General features: G+C 30.9%; 23 protein-coding genes. 5 read left to right on the top strand and 18 right to left on the bottom strand.

Features of this window, described 5'->3' with window-relative positions; all coding sequences use genetic code 11:
- Positions 1-118 precede the first annotated feature (118 nt).
- Positions 119-1,789 carry a glutamine--tRNA ligase/YqeY domain fusion protein gene (locus KEC48_RS13380; protein WP_087360184.1) on the top strand — a complete coding sequence of 557 codons (1,671 nt, stop codon included), beginning with the start codon at positions 119-121 and terminating at the stop codon, positions 1,787-1,789.
- A 22-nt stretch (positions 1,790-1,811) separates the two neighbouring features.
- Here the strand turns inward: KEC48_RS13380 and KEC48_RS13375 are convergent, their stop codons facing one another.
- From KEC48_RS13375 to KEC48_RS13355, 5 genes are all read right to left on the bottom strand, one after another.
- The gene (locus KEC48_RS13375) at positions 1,812-2,444 is read right to left on the bottom strand and encodes an alpha/beta hydrolase (RefSeq protein WP_211962914.1); all 633 of its coding nucleotides are present in this window, start codon (positions 2,442-2,444) and stop codon (positions 1,812-1,814) included.
- Between the two features lie 6 nt (positions 2,445-2,450).
- Entirely contained in the window at positions 2,451-3,095 is a 645-nt protein-coding gene (locus KEC48_RS13370; protein ID WP_211962912.1) for a suppressor of fused domain protein, read from the bottom strand.
- A gap of 40 nt (positions 3,096-3,135) precedes the next feature.
- Positions 3,136-3,759, bottom strand: a complete 624-nt coding sequence (locus tag KEC48_RS13365; protein WP_087360194.1) for a GTP pyrophosphokinase — start codon at positions 3,757-3,759, stop codon at positions 3,136-3,138.
- Between the two features lie 70 nt (positions 3,760-3,829).
- Positions 3,830-4,852, bottom strand: a complete 1,023-nt coding sequence (locus KEC48_RS13360; protein ID WP_211962910.1) for a MerR family transcriptional regulator — start codon at positions 4,850-4,852, stop codon at positions 3,830-3,832.
- Positions 4,839-5,891: a MerR family transcriptional regulator gene (locus KEC48_RS13355; RefSeq protein ID WP_211962908.1), complete on the bottom strand. Its 1,053-nt coding sequence runs from the start codon at positions 5,889-5,891 to the stop codon at positions 4,839-4,841. Before KEC48_RS13355 ends, KEC48_RS13360 begins: the two co-directional genes overlap by 14 nt.
- A gap of 144 nt (positions 5,892-6,035) precedes the next feature.
- Between KEC48_RS13355 and KEC48_RS13350 the strand changes: the two genes are divergently transcribed.
- Entirely contained in the window at positions 6,036-6,332 is a 297-nt protein-coding gene (locus tag KEC48_RS13350; protein WP_205090712.1) for a hypothetical protein, read from the top strand.
- Positions 6,333-6,388: 56 nt separating this feature from the next.
- On the opposite strand, the gene KEC48_RS13345 is transcribed toward KEC48_RS13350, so the two are convergent.
- The 7 genes from KEC48_RS13345 to KEC48_RS13315 form a co-directional block, all read right to left on the bottom strand.
- Positions 6,389-7,378: a Gfo/Idh/MocA family oxidoreductase gene (locus KEC48_RS13345; RefSeq protein ID WP_211962906.1), complete on the bottom strand. Its 990-nt coding sequence runs from the start codon at positions 7,376-7,378 to the stop codon at positions 6,389-6,391.
- Positions 7,379-7,484: 106 nt separating this feature from the next.
- A complete protein-coding gene (locus KEC48_RS13340; RefSeq protein ID WP_205090709.1) occupies positions 7,485-7,958 on the bottom strand; it encodes a hypothetical protein in 474 nt (157 codons plus the stop codon).
- A gap of 116 nt (positions 7,959-8,074) precedes the next feature.
- Positions 8,075-8,278: a hypothetical protein gene (locus KEC48_RS13335; RefSeq protein ID WP_211962904.1), complete on the bottom strand. Its 204-nt coding sequence runs from the start codon at positions 8,276-8,278 to the stop codon at positions 8,075-8,077.
- A gap of 120 nt (positions 8,279-8,398) precedes the next feature.
- Entirely contained in the window at positions 8,399-9,247 is an 849-nt protein-coding gene (locus KEC48_RS13330) for a Cof-type HAD-IIB family hydrolase (protein ID WP_211962902.1), read from the bottom strand.
- Positions 9,248-9,397: 150 nt separating this feature from the next.
- On the bottom strand, positions 9,398-10,105 hold the full coding sequence (locus tag KEC48_RS13325) for a helix-turn-helix transcriptional regulator (protein WP_205091113.1): 708 nt from the start codon (positions 10,103-10,105) through the stop codon (positions 9,398-9,400).
- Positions 10,106-10,196: 91 nt separating this feature from the next.
- Entirely contained in the window at positions 10,197-10,850 is a 654-nt protein-coding gene (locus KEC48_RS13320) for an HAD family hydrolase (protein ID WP_211962900.1), read from the bottom strand.
- Positions 10,844-11,593, bottom strand: a complete 750-nt coding sequence (locus KEC48_RS13315; RefSeq protein ID WP_211962898.1) for a 4Fe-4S binding protein — start codon at positions 11,591-11,593, stop codon at positions 10,844-10,846. Before KEC48_RS13315 ends, KEC48_RS13320 begins: the two co-directional genes overlap by 7 nt.
- Positions 11,594-11,813: 220 nt before the next feature.
- Between KEC48_RS13315 and KEC48_RS13310 the strand changes: the two genes are divergently transcribed.
- Genes KEC48_RS13310 through KEC48_RS13300 form a run of 3 tightly spaced genes read left to right on the top strand, consistent with a single transcriptional unit; the run spans position 11,814 to position 13,038 of the window.
- The gene (locus tag KEC48_RS13310) at positions 11,814-12,140 is read left to right on the top strand and encodes a hypothetical protein (protein ID WP_211962896.1); all 327 of its coding nucleotides are present in this window, start codon (positions 11,814-11,816) and stop codon (positions 12,138-12,140) included.
- 30 nt (positions 12,141-12,170) lie between these two features.
- Positions 12,171-12,761, top strand: coding sequence for a DUF4351 domain-containing protein (locus KEC48_RS13305; protein ID WP_211962894.1), 591 nt, complete (start codon positions 12,171-12,173; stop codon positions 12,759-12,761).
- 31 nt (positions 12,762-12,792) lie between these two features.
- Complete coding sequence (locus KEC48_RS13300) at positions 12,793-13,038, top strand: DUF4351 domain-containing protein (protein WP_211962893.1); 246 nt, start codon at positions 12,793-12,795, stop codon at positions 13,036-13,038.
- Between the two features lie 29 nt (positions 13,039-13,067).
- On the opposite strand, the gene KEC48_RS13295 is transcribed toward KEC48_RS13300, so the two are convergent.
- From KEC48_RS13295 to KEC48_RS13270, 6 genes are all read right to left on the bottom strand, one after another.
- On the bottom strand, positions 13,068-14,687 hold the full coding sequence (locus KEC48_RS13295) for a CTP synthase (protein WP_205090869.1): 1,620 nt from the start codon (positions 14,685-14,687) through the stop codon (positions 13,068-13,070).
- Between the two features lie 104 nt (positions 14,688-14,791).
- Positions 14,792-15,265 (bottom strand): GNAT family N-acetyltransferase, encoded by a 474-nt coding sequence (locus tag KEC48_RS13290; RefSeq protein WP_087936918.1) that lies wholly within the window; start codon positions 15,263-15,265, stop codon positions 14,792-14,794.
- Positions 15,266-15,279: 14 nt separating this feature from the next.
- The gene (locus KEC48_RS13285) at positions 15,280-16,008 is read right to left on the bottom strand and encodes a MurR/RpiR family transcriptional regulator (RefSeq protein ID WP_129736517.1); all 729 of its coding nucleotides are present in this window, start codon (positions 16,006-16,008) and stop codon (positions 15,280-15,282) included.
- A 54-nt stretch (positions 16,009-16,062) separates the two neighbouring features.
- Positions 16,063-16,701, bottom strand: a complete 639-nt coding sequence (locus tag KEC48_RS13280) for an RDD family protein (RefSeq protein ID WP_211962891.1) — start codon at positions 16,699-16,701, stop codon at positions 16,063-16,065.
- A 21-nt stretch (positions 16,702-16,722) separates the two neighbouring features.
- Positions 16,723-17,598 (bottom strand): ROK family protein, encoded by an 876-nt coding sequence (locus tag KEC48_RS13275; RefSeq protein ID WP_087360397.1) that lies wholly within the window; start codon positions 17,596-17,598, stop codon positions 16,723-16,725.
- The gene (locus KEC48_RS13270) at positions 17,598-19,016 is read right to left on the bottom strand and encodes a 6-phospho-beta-glucosidase (RefSeq protein ID WP_211962890.1); all 1,419 of its coding nucleotides are present in this window, start codon (positions 19,014-19,016) and stop codon (positions 17,598-17,600) included. The genes KEC48_RS13275 and KEC48_RS13270 overlap by 1 nt, the downstream gene beginning before the upstream one ends.

The following is a 19,016-nucleotide window of genomic DNA, read 5'->3' as shown; positions in this document are numbered from 1 at the left end:
CTGCCCTATTCTAGCACAAATAAGGACAATATACAAAACTATATCTCATGAAACTGTTTTATATTTTCAAAAAATATGGTAAACTAAAGCATATATTGAAGGAAGGTTGGTTGGACACATGGATAATAAAGAAGTTATCAGTAAAAATTTTATTGAAAGAATTATAGATAAAGATTTAGAGGAAGGAACATATACAAAAGTAGCAACACGTTTTCCACCTGAACCTAATGGTTATTTACACATTGGTCATGCCAAGTCTATCTTATTAAATTATGGACTTGCGAAAAAATACAATGGAACATTTAATCTACGTTTTGATGATACAAATCCAACAAAAGAAAAAACAGAATTTGTAGATTCCATTATTAAAGATGTAGAATGGTTAGGTGCTCATTATGATGGAGAAGTGAAATTTGCTTCTGATTATTTTCCTCAAATGTATGAGGCAGCTATTAAATTAATCAAAAAAGGAAAGGCTTATGTTTGTGATTTAACAGCTGACCAAATCAAAGAATACCGTGGAACATTAACAGAGCCAGGAAAAAATTCACCTTATCGTGATCGTAGTGTTGAAGAAAACCTTGATTTGTTTGAAAGAATGAAAAATGGTGAATTTGAAGATGGAAGCAAAGTTCTTCGTGCAAAAATTGATATGGCTTCACCAAATATCAATATGCGTGATCCTATTATTTATAGAATTGCCAGAATGACACATCATAACACAGGTGATCAATGGTGTATTTATCCAATGTATGACTTTGCTCACCCTATTGAAGATGCGATTGAACATATTACACATTCTATCTGTACATTGGAATTTGAAGATCATAGACCTTTATATGATTGGGTTGTTCAAGAATTAGAATATCCCGAACCACCAAAACAGATTGAATTTGCAAAATTATATCTGACAAATGTCGTCACTGGAAAACGTTATATTAAACGCTTGGTTGATCAAGGTATCGTCGATGGATGGGATGACCCACGTTTAGTCACTATTGCTGCTTTAAGAAGACGTGGATTTACACCAGAATCATTAAAGAACTTCATGGATTTAGTTGGTGTAGCAAAAAGTAACTCATCTGTTGATTATGCAATGCTTGAATATTGTATTCGTGATGATTTAAAACCAAAAGCACCTCGTGTCATGGCTGTTTTAGACCCTATTAAACTTGTGATTGATAATTATCCTGAAGGACAGGTTGAATATTTAGATGCTCAAGTGAATATGGAAAATCCTGAGTTAGGAACAAAACAAGTACCTTTCTGTAGAGAACTTTGGATTGATAGAGATGACTTTATGGAAGAACCACCTAAAAAATATTTCCGTTTATTCCCGGGAAATGAAGTGCGTTTAATGAATGCCTATTTTGTCAAATGTGTAAGTTATGAAAAAGATGCAAATGGAAACGTAACAGTTGTCCATTGTACATATGATCCAATTACTAAAAATGGAACAGGATTTACTGGTCGTAAAGTGAAAGGAACAATTCATTGGGTGCCTGTGCCTTTCGCAAAGAAGGTTACTGCCAGATTATATGAAAATCTTGTGGATGAAGAAAAAGGTGTTTACAATGAAGATGGAAGCATGAATTTAAATCCAAATTCATTAACAGTTGTTGAAAACTGTTATATTGAGCCATCTATTGAAGATGCAAAACCTGGAGATTCATTCCAATTTGTAAGAAATGGATATTTCTGTGTCGATACAAAAGATTCTGCTGAAGATCATCTTGTTTTTAACAGAATCGTATCATTAAAAAGTTCATTTAAATTACCAAAAAAATAGTTTTTAAAAAGCATGAGTACGTTCATGCTTTTTGTTTTGTATAAAATGAAGAAATCTTTTGTGCTAAAAGCTGGGGATTATCAATATTGACTTCATGTGATGCATGTTCAATGATTTCAAAACAACTTCCATGAATATGTTCATTTAGTAATTGACATCCTTTTTTATTATGTGTATCTTTTTCACCACATAAAAGAAGTGTCGGGCATTGAATAAGTTCCAAATCCTTTGATATATTCATATGCGTCATAGATTGTACTAATGAAATAAAATCTTTCTTTTTGCTTCCCATTTTTTCAAAGGTTGATTGAGGCATCAAATGAAACATAAGATTTTGTATACCAAACAGTAAACGAGGAATCTTGTAAGGAGTACCAATGATAATAAGTGATTGAATATGTTGAGGATATGCTTTCGCAAAATCCATAGCTAAAATACCACCTAATGATAAACCACAAAGAGAAACCTTTTCTTGAAATTGTAGACAATATTGTACAAAAGATTCAAAAAGATTTTCATAAGTAAAGTCTTGATTTTGTAATAATTGGTATAAAGACACTTTTTTGACTTTCATTTTCTTTTGCAGCAATAAACTTTCTACTTGATTCCAGCTTGTTTCATCCTGTCCTAAACCATGTATTAAAATATAAACCATTTGACTTTAGATTACAGATTGTCTTTGATAATCTGTGATATCTCCTATTTTTTGATATAGTTCTTTGACTGTACATTGATGATTTTGCAACGCTTGAAGTTCTTGGTTAGTTGCTCCAATGAGTTCAATAAAATCCACTTTGCCAAAAGGTGTGACAATGGTTTGAATATCTGAATCCAATGCTGTTATAAATCCCGTCAACAATGATGTTTGTTGAATATCCATACCTTCTTTTTGCCCAGTATAAATATATTCATATTCTCTAAATACTTCACCATTTTGAAAAGTGATTCTTGCAAGTGTCTGGAGAATTCCACAAATACCACTTATTTGTGCATCATCATCGCCATAACCTTTCTTTAATTTTAAAGTGAATTCCATTCCATAACCACTGATCTTTGGATCAGAAGATTCTTTTTCATAAAGTTCTGATAATCCAAAAGTCACAAAATGCCAATAATCTCCTCCATCATAAATACTTATCCCATCCAATGGATCATTGCCACCTAATTTCCAACTGACTAATGTGCCATAATGCAAAGGTTCTTTTTGATTGGGGTAGACTTTTTCACATGCTTCTACAATGGCATCCCATCCCTCTGTCATCTTGGATGATGTATCTTTTTTCTTCCATTTATCAAAGAGGCTCATACAATCCCTCCTATCCTATTTGTTTCATTATACCATAACTTTAGAAAGTATGCTTTTTTTGATAAACCTTCTGATATATTTTTTGCATTTGTAAATCTGTTAAAGCTATACGCTTTGCACACTCTTTTAACTCATCTTGAATGTCTTTAGAAACCGGTTCTTTATTTTTATAAAGAATATCATGTTCTAAACTTGCCCAACAATCCATCGCAATAGTACGAAGCTGAATTTCAACTGGTATTTTTAATAAACCTTTTTGACAATAAACACGCACCTCTACAACAAGATGTAAAGATTGATAACCACTTTCTTTAGGATAATCAATATAATTCACTTTCTTTAATAAATGAATATCTTCATGCATAATCAATAACTGAGAGATATATTGAATATCATTAATATAATGACAAATCACTCTTAATCCTGCTATGTCATGAAGATATTTTAATGATTCAATAGTCACTGGATAATGTTTACGATTCATTTTTTCTTCAATACTTTCAAGAGATTTAATTCTTGATTGAATTTGATGAATAGGACTATAACCATGAAAGCATTTTAATTCATCGTCAATAACTTCTAACTTTGTTTGAATGAGATTTGCAGCACTACGATAAGGCTGCATGTAATCATAGTAGCTTTTATAATCTTGAAATATCTTCATTTATCATCACCAAATTTATCATAAATGATACTTATATAGAAATCATCATGTAAAAATGGGAAATATTGTGCTAATCTTTGTGCAACATATAATCTGTAATGTTGATTCCATTTTTCATGGCATATAAAATATTATCTTTATCTTCAATATAAGGAACTTTTGCTTCTAAGATTGCAGCAATATATCTTGAATCATCATCTAATGTCATAGGCCAAAAGAAATAGAACTTTTTACCATCACGAAAATGAAATTCAAAATCTGATTCATAAACTTCATAAGCGATTGGTGCACCTATATTCATATATTTAAGATTTGTATAAATGCAAACTTTAGTTATATCCTCATAACGATAAAACTTCATAATATCCTTATCTTTGTCTACTAATACCGCAAAGAAATATTTAAGATTCGCTACTAACCCATTAAATTGATAATAACGAATACCCTCACTCAAAAACTCTACAGACTGATCTAAACAGTTATCTGTCATTGCTGCAAAACTTTGACGAAATGCTGTCGCAATCATTAAAATCAATAAAACAATAAACAAAACTAATAAAAGAAGAATACGTACCCATATCAAAGGAATAACCTTAGACATCCATAATGTAAACACAACCGATAAAATAGCAGAAGAAAATGCAGCAACAACCAACTGTCTTTTTGCCCATGCTTTGGTTAGCTTTCTCCCTAACGATACAGCACTTGTTGTTTTTTGATAACCAAGTTTCCAGTTTTTCACATCAACTTCAATATTTTCTAAAGCTGGAATAAGTGGTAAATCTTTATCATGGTAGTTATTAATTGTCTTTTTCACTTCTTTTAGACTTTCTAATTGATGTTCTAGATGTATTTGATTGATTTTTAAACACTCATGAAAATCTAATTCACCATTTATAATTGCTTTAACATCATCTATAGAAATTTCTAATCCCCTTAAAAACTTCACTAATTTTAATGTTTGAATATCTTCATCACTATAATTACGATAACCATTGCTATCTCTTTGAGGTGTAACCAACCCTTCTTTTTCATAATAACGAATAGTATGTTTTGAAAGTTTTAATTCCTTCTCTAAATCACTTGTTTTCATATCCCTTATCCTCACTATTATTTTTACTCATCATATAATCAGTTATATTTAAACCATTTTTCATGGCATATAAAACGTTATCTTTATCTTCTATACAAGAAACTTTTGCTTCTAAAATAGCCCCAATATATCTGGCATCATCGTCCAAAATCATTGGATAGTAGAAATAAAATTTTTGACCATCACAAAATTCAAATTCAAAATCAATCACATCATTTTCATAAGCTATAGGTGATGCTATTTTCATGTAACGTTTTTTCACATACATTGATACTTTACGAATATCTTCATAACGATAATATTTCATATATTGTTTATCTTTTCCTCGTAGTACAGCAAAGAAATATTGAATGTTTTTGATTGGATTTTTAAACTGATAGTAACGTATCCCACTCTCAATAAACTCTACAGATTGATTTAAAGTCAAATCAATCATAGCACTACTTGTCATCTTATAAGAAAAAGCTATGATTATCAGTTCTACTAATACATAAATCATCATGTAAATAAGAAATCTTAATCCTACTGAATCAATCATTGCGATAAAGACCATAGAAATAAGAAATGCCATCAAAGCTCCTATAACCATATTATAAATCATTTGTCTTTTCGCCCATGCTTTCGTTAGCTTTCTACCTAATGATACAGCATTCGTTGTTTTTTGAATACCCAGTGTCCAATGATGTGTTGTTTCTTGAATATCCTGTAAAGCTGGAATTAAAGGTAAGTCTTTATCATGATAATTATCAATTGTTTTTTTCACTTCCTTTAAACTTTCTATTTGATGATCTAAATGTATTTGATTCATTTTTAAACATTCATGAAAATCCAGTTTGCCATGAATAATCGCTTTAACATCGTCTATAGAGATATTTAAACTTCTTAAAAACTTTACTAATTTTAATGTCTGTAAATCTTCATCACTATAATGGCGATAACCATTATCATCTCTTTGAGGTGTAATCAATCCCTCTTTTTCATAATAACGAAGTGTATACTTGCTTAATCCTAATTCTCTTTCTAAATCGCTTGTTTTCATTACTTTCGCCTTCTTTCTATCTTTATTTAACACTATGGAGTAACTCTACAGTCAATAATTTTTTTCATTTGATTGAAGTTTTTTCACTTTTTATCGCAATATGATAAAATAGTAATATAAATAAACATAGAAAGGAGAAATCTTATGAAAATTTTATTATGTTGTAAAGCTGGTGTCACTTCTAATATGTTTGCCTCTGCCTTAAAAGATGAAGCTTCTAAAAAAGATATGGAAGTCATTATTTGGGCAACTGCAGAAACAATGATTGAATATTCTATTGAACAAGCCGATGTGATTTTAGTGACGCCACAACTTAAGAGTTCTGTATCAAAGTTTGAAGACCTTGCGAAAGCTGGAACACCTGTGATTTTAATCAGTGATGACGACTTTGTTCAATTCAATGCCAAAAAGGTACTTGAAGAAGCTTTAGCTCAAGTTTAGAGCCATTTCTATTATATCATATTATAAAAATAACTACCTTATGATGGTAGCTATTTTTATAATATATGATCAGCAGGAAAGATGATTCCTGCTTTTTGTCTTGCGCTAGTGAGGATACGATTTACTATTAAACTTTGTTCTAACATTTTATAACATTGTTTTAAATCATGATTTTGACATATTTTTATAAAACTTTGCCATTCTTCATACATCACATGCTGATGACCAGCATAGATAATATCAGATGTGCCATCATTTTTGATAAGCTTGACTTCTTGAATAAGACTCACAGGACTTTCAATGCATAGACTTCCTTTTGTCCCTTGTATGATATTAAAAGAAGGAGTCTGTTTATCCTTTGCTGCCATACAAATACATTGAAAATGCGGATAATGTAAGATGAAAACACCTGATGTATCAATATGTTGTTCAATATGAGGATAATATTGTATATCTATAGGTTCTCCAAATAATCCCACAATAAAATGGATATGATAAACCTGTAGATCCATCAAAGCTCCACCAGATTTTTTATAATCAAAAACAGGTAAAATATGCCCTTTCATAAATTCATCATAGCGAGAGGAATATTGACAAAATTGGAGGGATACTAATTTTATATCTCCTAAATCATGAAGATGATTTTTAATATAAGTATACTGAGATAAATACTGATTTGTAATCGCCTCAAAAATAAATAATTGATTTTTAACAGCCAAATCTTTTAATTCTTTAGCTTCTTGATAGTTTGATGTCATTGGTTTTTCAATAATCACATGTTTATGATGTTCTAATGCTTTTTTAGCAAATTCATAATGTAAATGATTAGGAACAGCAATATAAATTACTTCTATTTCATGATCATTTAATAAATCATCATAATTTGTAGAATAATGTTTAAATTTATGTTCTTGAACTAGTCTTTTTAATTTGTCTTGACTTCTTAACGTTCCTGAAATATGGATACATTGTATATCATCCAACTCATGAATAAAAGAAAGTAATTCATCGACAATCTTCCCACTTCCAATGATACCTAGTTTCATTATATGTTCACCATCCTTTAGTCTTATCATAACATAAGTCTATTGACCTACAAATAAAAAAGAGAGCATAAAAATGTTCCCTAGAATATCATTTGAATAAAATAAACTATTTATTCATATTATTTTCTTTTCTTCCTTTTAATATAGCATAAATCAGATTAATAACATATTCTGCTGAAAAAACCTCTATTAATCCATCCATATCTTGATTTTCTGGTGTATAAAACAATAGAGAATCTTGATTCATATTTAATAACTGTTGATGATGACTTCCCATAAGTGAAACTGTATAAATATGGTTTTGTAATAAATATTCTGTAATTTCATATATCTGTAATTGAGAAGCATTTAAACAAATAACAATAGAAACATTATTTTTAGAAGTATTTTTAACATATTTTTGATTAAATGTATCATGTAAAGTTGTGAGTAATCCTAAAGATTGAAGTCTATAAACCAATTGCTTTCCAATAATATCATCTATTCCAATAGCATATACATCTATATATGTTGCATTTAATAAACGATTACAAATTCTTGTAATGACATTTTTATCTAATAAAACATTTGTTTTTGTCATAGATAAATCATAAATCTGATAAAGTGTTGTTTGTACATTTTCAAAGCTTGTAAAATATTGACTAAAATTTTGTGTAGAGATATCTTGTATTTTAAAAAGCTCATTTCTTTCAATATTTAAAGTAGATATAAATTCACGATATGTCCTAAACCCAAGTTTTTATAAAATCTCATAACTGAAGCTTGTGAAGTATAACTTCTTTTTCCTAATTCAATACTTGTCATTGCTGATATATCATTATTTTGATCAAGAATAAATTTTTTGATTTGTTTTTCTGATTCTGTCAAATTATGCGTATCCATTAGTTTTTTAATAATCATTTTACATCACCTACTGTCTTTTAAAACACTTACATACAACACTATAGAACACTCATTATTAAAAATGTTCATAGGTTTCACCTCATGAACATTATAATCAATATTTTATGAATGCACAATTTATTTTATTTCTGGCATATATTTATAAATAGCTGCTGCAATACCATCTTCATCATGAGATAAAGTCACATCATCAGCAATAGCTTTCAAATCATCTACAGCATTTGCCATAGCTATTCCAATTCCTGCATATTGAATCATAGAAGCATCGTTATGTCCATCTCCAAAAGCCATCATTTCTTCTTGTTTGTATCCCATTGGTTTTAAAACAGTATCTAATGCTTTGGCTTTATCAATGCCTTGTGCTGTAAATTCAAAATAAAATGGTCCAGTAAACATACAACTTAATGTATCTTTAAATGGTGCTTCCATTTCTTGATAGTGTGCCTGTAAATATTCTGGATCTGAAGTTGTTAAAATTTTATTTAATGGAAAATCTACAAACTCTGCTAAATCATCAACTTCACATAATTTAAACTTTCCACCACGTGATTCATATTCCATCACATTGAAAGGTTTGCCATTATACTGAATATAATTATCATAGACATTTGTTACATACATATAATCATCTTTATCAATCATTGGACGTACACGATCAAATTTTTTCATATGTTCTAAAACGGCCTTTGCTTCTTCAACAGTTAAAGCCTGATTAAATAAAACTTCTTCTGTTTGACAATCTACGACCTTTGATCCATTATAACAAACCAATAAACCATTATGTTTATCCATTTCTAACTCTTTTGCTAAATCTCTTAATCCAGATGTTGGTCTACCTGAAGCTAAAATTAAAATGACTCCCTTTTCTTGTACCTTTAACAAAGCTTCTTTTGTTTTTGGTGTCACTATTTTCTGACTATTTGTGAGTGTCCCATCAACATCCATTATGATTACTTTTATTGACATAAATTCTTCCTCCTTCATTACGGGTTCATTTTATCATTCTTCTCATATCCCTCTCAACAAAACGAACAAAAGATGAAAAAAATGTCAAAAAATAATCAAATTATTTTGATTGATGCGAAAAGTCTATCAAAGAATTGACCTTCAATGCTCTCATGACTTTTTTTGATAAGTCCATATTCTATCAACTTCATTATGAAACCTCATGACATATAACCAATGAAATAAAAACATATTCAAAAATATATTCACAAAAGCAACCAACCAGGCACTTTCATAGACATAGAAAACAAGAAAATAGATAAACCCTGATAAAGCAATGATAATAGGTATAAAAATCATATTATATATTATAAGATTAATAGCTATTGTTTCTTGCATATATTGAAAATGCGTCTTAAGATGTTTTAGCAGCAATAAGAGCATCACAATCACAAAAATTATTATAATAGGATCAAAGAAAAATGATTTTCCAAATTCTAAAAGGATATGCAAGAAATCTTCAGTAACTTGACCATACCACCCCTGATTATAAGCAATGATAATCATCAAAATACTGACAATATTAAAAACAAAATTCACAACATGATAATTCATGTTATTCATGATTGCATATTTATTTTTCAAAAATCTGGATTTTTGTTGAGTGACTTGCCTTTCACCATTTAAAATTTCATCAACATTCACTTGAAAATATTTTGCCATATCAATAATGACATCATAATCAGGCATATTCTTGCCAGTTTCCCAGCGTGATACAGTTCTATGATTGACACCTAATATTTGAGCTAATTCTTCTTGAGTTAAAGAATGACTTTGACGCAATTCTTTAATAAAGCTTCCAATCTTTTTTTGATTCATACGCTTCATCTCCTTTGTTATATCGTATCATTTTTACATAAAAATGGACACGACACAAACTGAGAATAAAGAAAAAAGCCCTTAAAAAGGACTATAAATATTCGAAAACATCTAATAATGTATCAATACATGTTACTTCAGGATCTTGAATGTCCTTATGTCCAATCAAGAATGCTCTCATTCCAACACTTTTCGCTGATTGCATATCTTTATTATAACTATCACCAATATACACAGCTTCTGAAGGTTTTAGTTTAGTAATTTCTAATGCTTTTTCAAACATTTCTTTTGCTGGTTTATAATAATGTGTTGTTTCACTTGAAATAATTCCTTTGGGGCTTAGTTCCAAATTTTTCATATTTTCTTCTACATATTGAGAATCATTATTTGTAATAATATATATAGGTAAAGGACATTGTGCAAAAAAATCATAAGTATCATCATATGCGGGTGTATGAATCAGATGTTGAATCAATAAATCACAGTATTGATGACTATCTCCTTGTAACCCTATCTGTTCTTTCATGCTTTCAAAAGCTTCCAAGATAATAGAATACTCATCTTTATAGTTTTCACCATTATATTGTTGAATTAATTCATCATGTTTTTGATTCCATAATTTTCCAATTCTTTGAGTATCTTTTTCATTTGACTTTTCAGCACACAAATCTAATAATTTTGTTAACCATTCACTTTGTTCATAGACCAATGTTCCCATATGGTCAATAAATATTGCCTTTAACATAATGATCCTCCTATCAATTCACTTTGTTTATCAATTGTACAAACTTTTTGAATTTTCATACGTGTCGCTTCAACCTGCTTGTCATCACATATTCTTGCTTTGAATGGACAGATAGAAATACAACGCATACAAGAAATGCATAAACTTTCATTTGTTGTTTCCAAATGTTGTAAATCAATGGCTTCTACAGGACAAAGTTTAGCACATAATCCACACTTTGTACACTGCGATGTCACCAAAGGCTTCAAACCGCCCCGAAAGATTTTATAAGGTCTATGTCCCGGAACTTCAATGGGATGTAAATCTCTTTTTAAAGTTTCAACCAATGATTGTATATATTCAAAATCTTTCGTATTCGGTCTACCATGTGCAAACTCATGAACAATTGAATGTTCACAAATAATTGCCATTGCTCCTACACATATAAACCCTAATGGCTGCAAAGTATCTTTGAGTTCTATGAATGTATCATCATAATGTCTATTCCCATAAGTCACAACAAGAATAACAGGTGTCTGATTGGCTTTAAATTGTTTTAAACGCTCAATTGCTATAGTAGGAACTCGCCCGCCATAAGAGGGTACACCTACAATGCATAAATCTTGATGAGAAAAAACATGTCTTGCAATATGAGGATTTGATAAATCATATTCATACACTTTTTCTTGCCACTGTTTTCCTATAAAACGAACAACCTTTTGCGTGCTTCCTGTTCCACTGAAATAGATTAATTGAATAGCCATGACGCATCCCTCCATACATATGACTATTTTATCATATTTTTTAAGACTTTCCATTAACAAATCCCCAATATTCAAAAAATCATTATTCATCTTTATATATATGCTTTTAGCAATCTTTGTGTTATAATATGTCTGTATGATGAAAATATTTTAAAAATTTCTCTGAAAAAAAAGAAAAATCCGTTTTTTCTGTATATATGAATAATAGGAGGTATTATTTATGTCTAAGAAAAATTATATGCTCAGAAAGATTTTTGATATTCGCATCAGATCCCTATTCAAAAACTGTCATGTCGCTGCTGATTTTATCAATGGTATCCTTTTCTATGAAAACGCTGTGATCCATTATGACGACATCTCCCTGTCCGATTCCAATCTCGATTCCCACCTTCCTAATCAAAACATCACCAGAGAGCGTGAACGTGACAACATCTATCTTGTCAACATTGATGGCACAGAATGTCTGATTGGCATAGAGCATCAATCCCAGATTGATCATGGCATGTTCCAAAGAACAAGAGAATATGATGAGATGAACTACCTTTAGCAGTTCAATCTCTATCGCTCCACTCTTCAGATGATTAAGGGTGTCATGACATTTGTTGTCTACTATGGACAGAAGAAGTGGAAAGCTCCCAGAACATACGAGGACATGATGAACCCCATGCCTCCTGCCTTAAAGGATTATATGAATGCTGCATCCTATCCGCTCATTGAAATGAGATACCTCGATCCAGAGAGATTTCATAGCCAGGAGCTTAAGGAGCTAATCATAGGATTAAGGTATTTATACAATCATCAATATGATGAAGATCATGATATCACAATCAGCCACGACATTGCAGTCACAATCGCAGCACTGACAAAGAACACACAGATTTATGAAAAGGTAAAGGAGGAAAAAATTGATATGTGTCAAGCTATCAGAGATTATGGAAAAGAGAACCTAAACAAAGGGAAATCTATTGGAAGAACTGAAGGTATTAACATTGGGAGAAATGAAGGCATCATCCAAACTTTAATCAAACTACTCAAATCAAAGTTAGGACATCTTTCAAAAGACACCCTTGCAACAATTCAGTCATGCACTCAAGAACAACTTGATTCACTAACAGTACATATATTTGATATTCATAATGAAGAAGATATTCTACATTATTTACAATGAAGTTAATTTAAATATCAAGGAGAAAATTGATATGTGTCAAGCTATCAGAGATTATGGAAAAGAGAACCTAAACAAAGGGAAATCTATTGGAAAAGCTATTGGAAGAAGTGAGGGTATCATTCAAACTTTAATTAGACAACTCAAATCAAAGTTAGGACATCTTTCAAAAGACACCCTTGCAACAATTCAGTCATGCACTCAAGAACAACTTGATTCACTAACAGTACATATATTTGATATTGACAGCGAAAAAGATATTCTACATTATTTACAATGAAGTTCATAAACGTAGATAAAAAGAACATTCTATTTTTGAATGTTCTTTTTATCATATTTTTGATGGTAAGCTGCTGTAATCAAGCCTTGAAATAAAGGTTCACTACGATTTGGTCTTGAAGAAAATTCCGGATGGAATTGACATGCTACAAAATAAGGATGATCTTTTAATTCAATAATTTCTACAAGATTTCTTTCTGGATTCTTTCCTGAAACAACTAATCCATGTTGTTCAAGAATATCTTTATATTTATTATTAAATTCATAACGATGTCTATGTCTTTGTTGAATCAATTCTTTCCCATATAAATCATAAGCACGACTACCCTTTAATAATTCACAATCATAATTTCCTAATCTTTGTGTACCACCCATATCATCTAATGTTTGATCACTCATCAAATGAATTAACGGTGTTTCACACATATCATCAAATTCGATAGAATTAACATCTGGTAAATGACATACATTTCTTGCAAATTCAATAGATGCCAACTGCATTCCTAAACAGATACCTAAAAACGGAATTTTTTCTTCTCTAGCATAACGAATAGCCTTAATCATACCTTCAATGCCACGTTGTCCAAAACCACCCGGCACTAAAATGCCATCCGCTCCTGCTAATATATCTGCTACATTATCATCATTAATTTCTTCAGCATTAATCCAATCAATATGAACAATACTATTTTCATAATATCCTGCATGACGCAAGGCTTCATTAACCGATAAATAAGCATCAGGTAATTGTACATATTTTCCAACCATCTTAATAGTCAATTCCTTGTTTAATCCTTTGACACGTTCAATAAGCTGTTGCCATTCTGTCATATCAGCTTTTGGAGCTGTCATTCTTAAATGATCTAATACCAAATCATCCATATGCTGTTCTAATAACATCATTGGTAATTCATATAAAACATCTACATCATAATTAGAAATAACTGCTTCTACAGGAACATTACAGAATAAAGAAATTTTTTCTTTTAATTCCTGATCAATATGTTTTTCACTACGACAAACAATAATATCTGGTTGTATTCCATAGCCTCTTAATTCTTTAACACTATGTTGTGTTGGTTTTGTTTTCACTTCATGACTAGCACCAATATATGGAAGCAATGTTGTATGTATATAAAGAGTATTTTTATATCCGATATCTAAACGGACTTGTCTAATGGCTTCAATAAAAGGTAAACTTTCAATATCTCCAACTGTCCCGCCAATTTCAGTAATCACAATATCAGCCTGACTACTTTTAGCCGCTGCATAGATTTTAGCCTTAATCTCATTGGTAATATGGGGTACAACCTGTACAGTTGCTCCTAAATAATCTCCACGACGTTCTTTAGAAATGACATCGCTATAAATTCTTCCTGTTGTAATAGATGAACTACGATTCAATTCTTCATCAATAAAACGTTCATAATGTCCTAAATCCAAGTCTGTTTCGGCACCATCTGTCGTCACAAAAACTTCACCGTGTTGAAATGGCGACATTGTTCCCGGATCCACATTAATATAAGGATCAAGCTTTTGCATAAAGACTTTTAATCCTCTTTGTTTAAGCAATCTCCCTAAAGATGCAGCTGTCAATCCTTTTCCTAATCCCGAAACAACTCCACCTGTCACAAATATAAATTTAGCCATTTTCACTATCTCCTTTCTCAAATAAAAATGCACTCCAGCGGAAAGCCCGAGTGCCCTTTCTTATTCTAGCAAAAATTATTTATCAAAGCAATTATTTTTTCTTATTATTGTAATAATCTTTCAAAATCATCATCAGTCAATCGATATACTGTCCACTCATCCATTGGCTTTGCTCCTAAAGATAGATAGAAATCAATACTTGATTGATTCCAATCCAGACACCACCATTCCATTCTTCCACAGCCTCTTTCTTTAGCAATCCTTACAAGTTCCTTAATCGTTGCTTTTCCATATCCATGACCTCTATATTCTGGTTTAATATACAAATCTTCCAAATATAAACCCGCTCTGCCTAAGAAAGTTGAAAAATTATGAAAAAACAAAGCAAACCCAATTCTATGATGATCCTTCACAACAAAAATCACTTCAGCTTTCTTATAATCAAATAACCATTGTTCCAATAATGCTTCATTTGCAATCACTTCATGTTCTAACTTCTCATAACGCGCCAACTCTTTAATAAACTGCAAAATAACAGGTACATCTTTTCTTTTGGCATTTTCAAATTCAATATCCATCATATACTCCTTTTTTAAATAATCCCATATTCTTCTAATGTATCAGCTAAACTTTCTAAAATATAAATTACTGGAACCTGTGTTGCTGAACTATAAAAATCCTCATTTCTTGAACTTGGTACATAATAACAGATAGCTAAATCTGCCATTTTTGCTCCTGAAGACGAAGCACTGTTGGTTATAATAATCACTTGTACTCCACATCTTTTTAACAACATGATTCTTTGGATCATTTCATCCGTTTCACCAGATACACTTAAAACGATTGCACAGTCATGATGATTATACATCCCATGTACACGCATACTAAAATCATCACACACAACACTTCTTTTCCCTTTACGATTAAACAAATACGCTCCTGCTTTAGCTATAGCTCCTGAAATACCTACACCCCAAAACATTACCTCTTTGGATTGAGCTATTATTTGTGTTGCTTGATGAATACTTTGATTAAATTCATCATTATCAACTTTTTGAAAATAATCCAAAATATAATTTAATTTGTTCTCTTTATGATGTAAGTGATTTTTATTTTCCATTTTAATAGCTGTTTTCCATTCCACAAAACCATCATAACCTATCTTTTGAGCAGTACGTGTAATCATCGAAGGAGAAACATGAATGACTTCAGCTATATCTTTTAATTTCAGCTTAACAACTTCATCACGATGTGCTTCTACATAATGATAAATAGACATTTCTAAATCATTTAAAGTATTTAATTTTTCTATTGTTACCATCAAAACACCTCCTCAAGAAAAAAACTGAACACTTAAGTTCAGTTTAAATAAATTTTATGAAAGTTTCAATTTCTTTTTACGAATTTTTTTATTCTTCTTTACTTCATAAGTATATTGAGGTGATTTAATATCAACAACTAAAGTTTTTGCGACAATATCATGCAAAGATTTCTTAGATTTGAATACAAAAACACAAATCACTGAAATCAAACTAATAACAACACCAATATAAGCATATAATGAAGCAAAATTAAATCCTGTCATAACATTAATCATCTGATGCAACATATTGCTTGCAGTATAAATACTTCCTTCAACAAGTAAAATCATGACACCTTGTCTAAGCAGAATTTGTTTCATTGTGACATCATCATAATGATCGCCAACTATTTTTAATCCTAATATTTTTTTACCTAATGTTTGCCCCTTTGTATATAATGGAATCCCAATATAATATAACAAGCTTACAGAAAATGACAAGCCTCCTGCAATCAGTTGATAAGGTTGTTCAAAGATGGTAATCACTTGTGGTATATATGAAGCATCCTCATGTAATGACATATAAAGTAAAATAAGGGGAATAGATGCCAGCAATCCTCCAACATACCAGTCAATAGCGTAAGCTATAAATCTTTTGATATAACTTGTCTGATTCTTGGATTCATTTTTCAATTCATTAAAATAGTTTTTCATCTCACATCTATTCCTTTCCTTTTATTTTTGATTTAAAAATTGATATAAAGCTCCTACAAGATTCGCATCATTACGATAATAACATGGTTCAATAACCGGTTTTACATAATAATCATTATTCTCAAATATTTCATCATTAACCTGTTGAATATATTCAAAGAGAAGTGGTTGGGCACTAATACCTCCACCTATGACAAATTTTTCTGGATCTAAAACACATTGTAAACTATAAATTCTTTTGACAAGGATTGTCACAAAATCCTTGATTGCTTTTTGTACTTCAAGATGACCTTGATTTGCCATTTCAAAGATTTCAATACCAGTATATTCCTGTTGGGTACTTAGACGCTTTTGCACACATTTTAATAATCCTAAAATACCATTTGTTGCCCACCAGAAATCTTCCCCATCTATACCATGAGAAAAAATCATTGAAAACTCACCACCAAAGAAGTGTTTTCCATATTGTACTTCACCTTGATGAATAACACACCCACCAACGGCTGTTCCTAAAACAATGACAACACCATCTTCAACATCTTGAAGATTCCCAAATCCAAGTTCAGCTGCTCCAGCACATTTAGCATCATTACCAATAGTTATAGGGCATGGACAACGTTGCTGTAATTTTTCTTTCATAGGAATATCTCGAATATAAGATAATGCCCCTCCAGTAAAACAATAGCCCTTTTGAGGATCAATAATTCCCGGCATAGAAAGAGCAATCCCTTCAATACCACCTTTATAATCATCATAAAGCTGTCCTATCGTTTCAATAAAATGTTCCAATGTGTCCTGAGGTGTAGGTGTTGATCCTCGTTCATATATTTGAGCTTGTTCATCCATTAAAGCATATTTAATAGAACTTCCACCCACATCTAAAACAAGATATTTCACTATAGCTTATCTCCTTGACTGGCAATGACTTGTTTATACCATTCAAAAGAATCTTTTTTATAACGTTTTAAAGTTCCAGAACCATCATTGTTTTTATCTACATAAATAAAACCATAACGCTTTTTCATCTCACCTGTAGAAAAGCTTACACAATCTATACAACCCCAAACAGTATAACCTAAAACATCAACACCATCTATTTCAATAGCTTTTTTCATTTGTTCAATATGTTCTTTTAAATAATTAATACGATATTGATCATGAACTTGATTACTATCTTCTAAAACATCAATAGCTCCAAAACCATTTTCAACAATGAAGATAGGAAGTTGATAACGATCATAAAGCCAGTTTAAAGTATATCGTAGTCCTTTGGCATCAATTGGCCATCCCCATTTTGTCTTTGAAATATATGGATTATCACATAAATCAGTTGCTTCATTATAATCTAAATATTCATTACCATCACCTTTTGTAGTAAAAGACATGTAATAACTAAAACCAATATAATCTACACAACCATCTTTTAAAGTAGCTATGTCTTCTTCTGTGATATCAAGATGATAACCTTTACGTTTAAAGAATGATTGCATATAAGCTGGAATCTTTCCACGTGCATGAACATCAAGATACCAGAAACGTTTATGATTCGCTCCAACAGCCTTTAACATATCATCCGGACTACAAGAATAAGGATAAATAGGTGTCATTGCCATCATACAACCAACCATAAAATCCGGATTAATATCATGAGCAATTTTCACTGCCTTCGCACTGGCAATCAATTCATATAGACTGGCCTGATAAACAATTTCTTCTTTATCTTCGCCTTCTTGAAAGAGAATTCCAGAATTTGTTAATACAGAAATATCAGATTGATAATTGGCTTGATTATTAATTTCATTAAATGTCATCCAATATTTCACTTTATCTTTATATCTTTCAAAACAAACTCTTGCAAATCTTTCAAAGAAAGTGATTAACTGTCGATTTCTCCATCCGCCATATTTTGTAACTAAACCATAAGGCATTTCAAAATGTGATAATGTAATTACAGGTTGAATATCATTTTTAAGTAATTCATCAAACAAATCATCATAGAATTTCAATCCTGCTTCATTAGGCTGTTCTTCATCACCTTGAGGAAAAATTCTTGCCCACGAAATAGAAGTTCTAAAACATTTAAATCCCATTTCTTTAAACAATGCAATGTCTTCTTTATAACGATGATAAAAATCAATGGCTTCATGATTTGGATAAAATTCATTTTCATCAATGACAGGTGTAATCTTTCTTGGACTGGCATGGCTACCTACAGTCATAATATCTGATACATTGATACCTTTGCCACCATCACGCCATCCACCTTCAACTTGATGGGCGGCAACTGCACCGCCCCATAAAAAACTAGCTTTCAT

The organism is Clostridium sp. C1 (assembly GCF_018223625.1).
Classification (GTDB): domain Bacteria; phylum Bacillota_I; class Bacilli_A; order Erysipelotrichales; family Coprobacillaceae; genus Allocoprobacillus.
The sequence above is the reverse complement of the archived record's forward strand: the minus strand, read 5'-3'. Positions and strand labels throughout refer to the sequence as shown.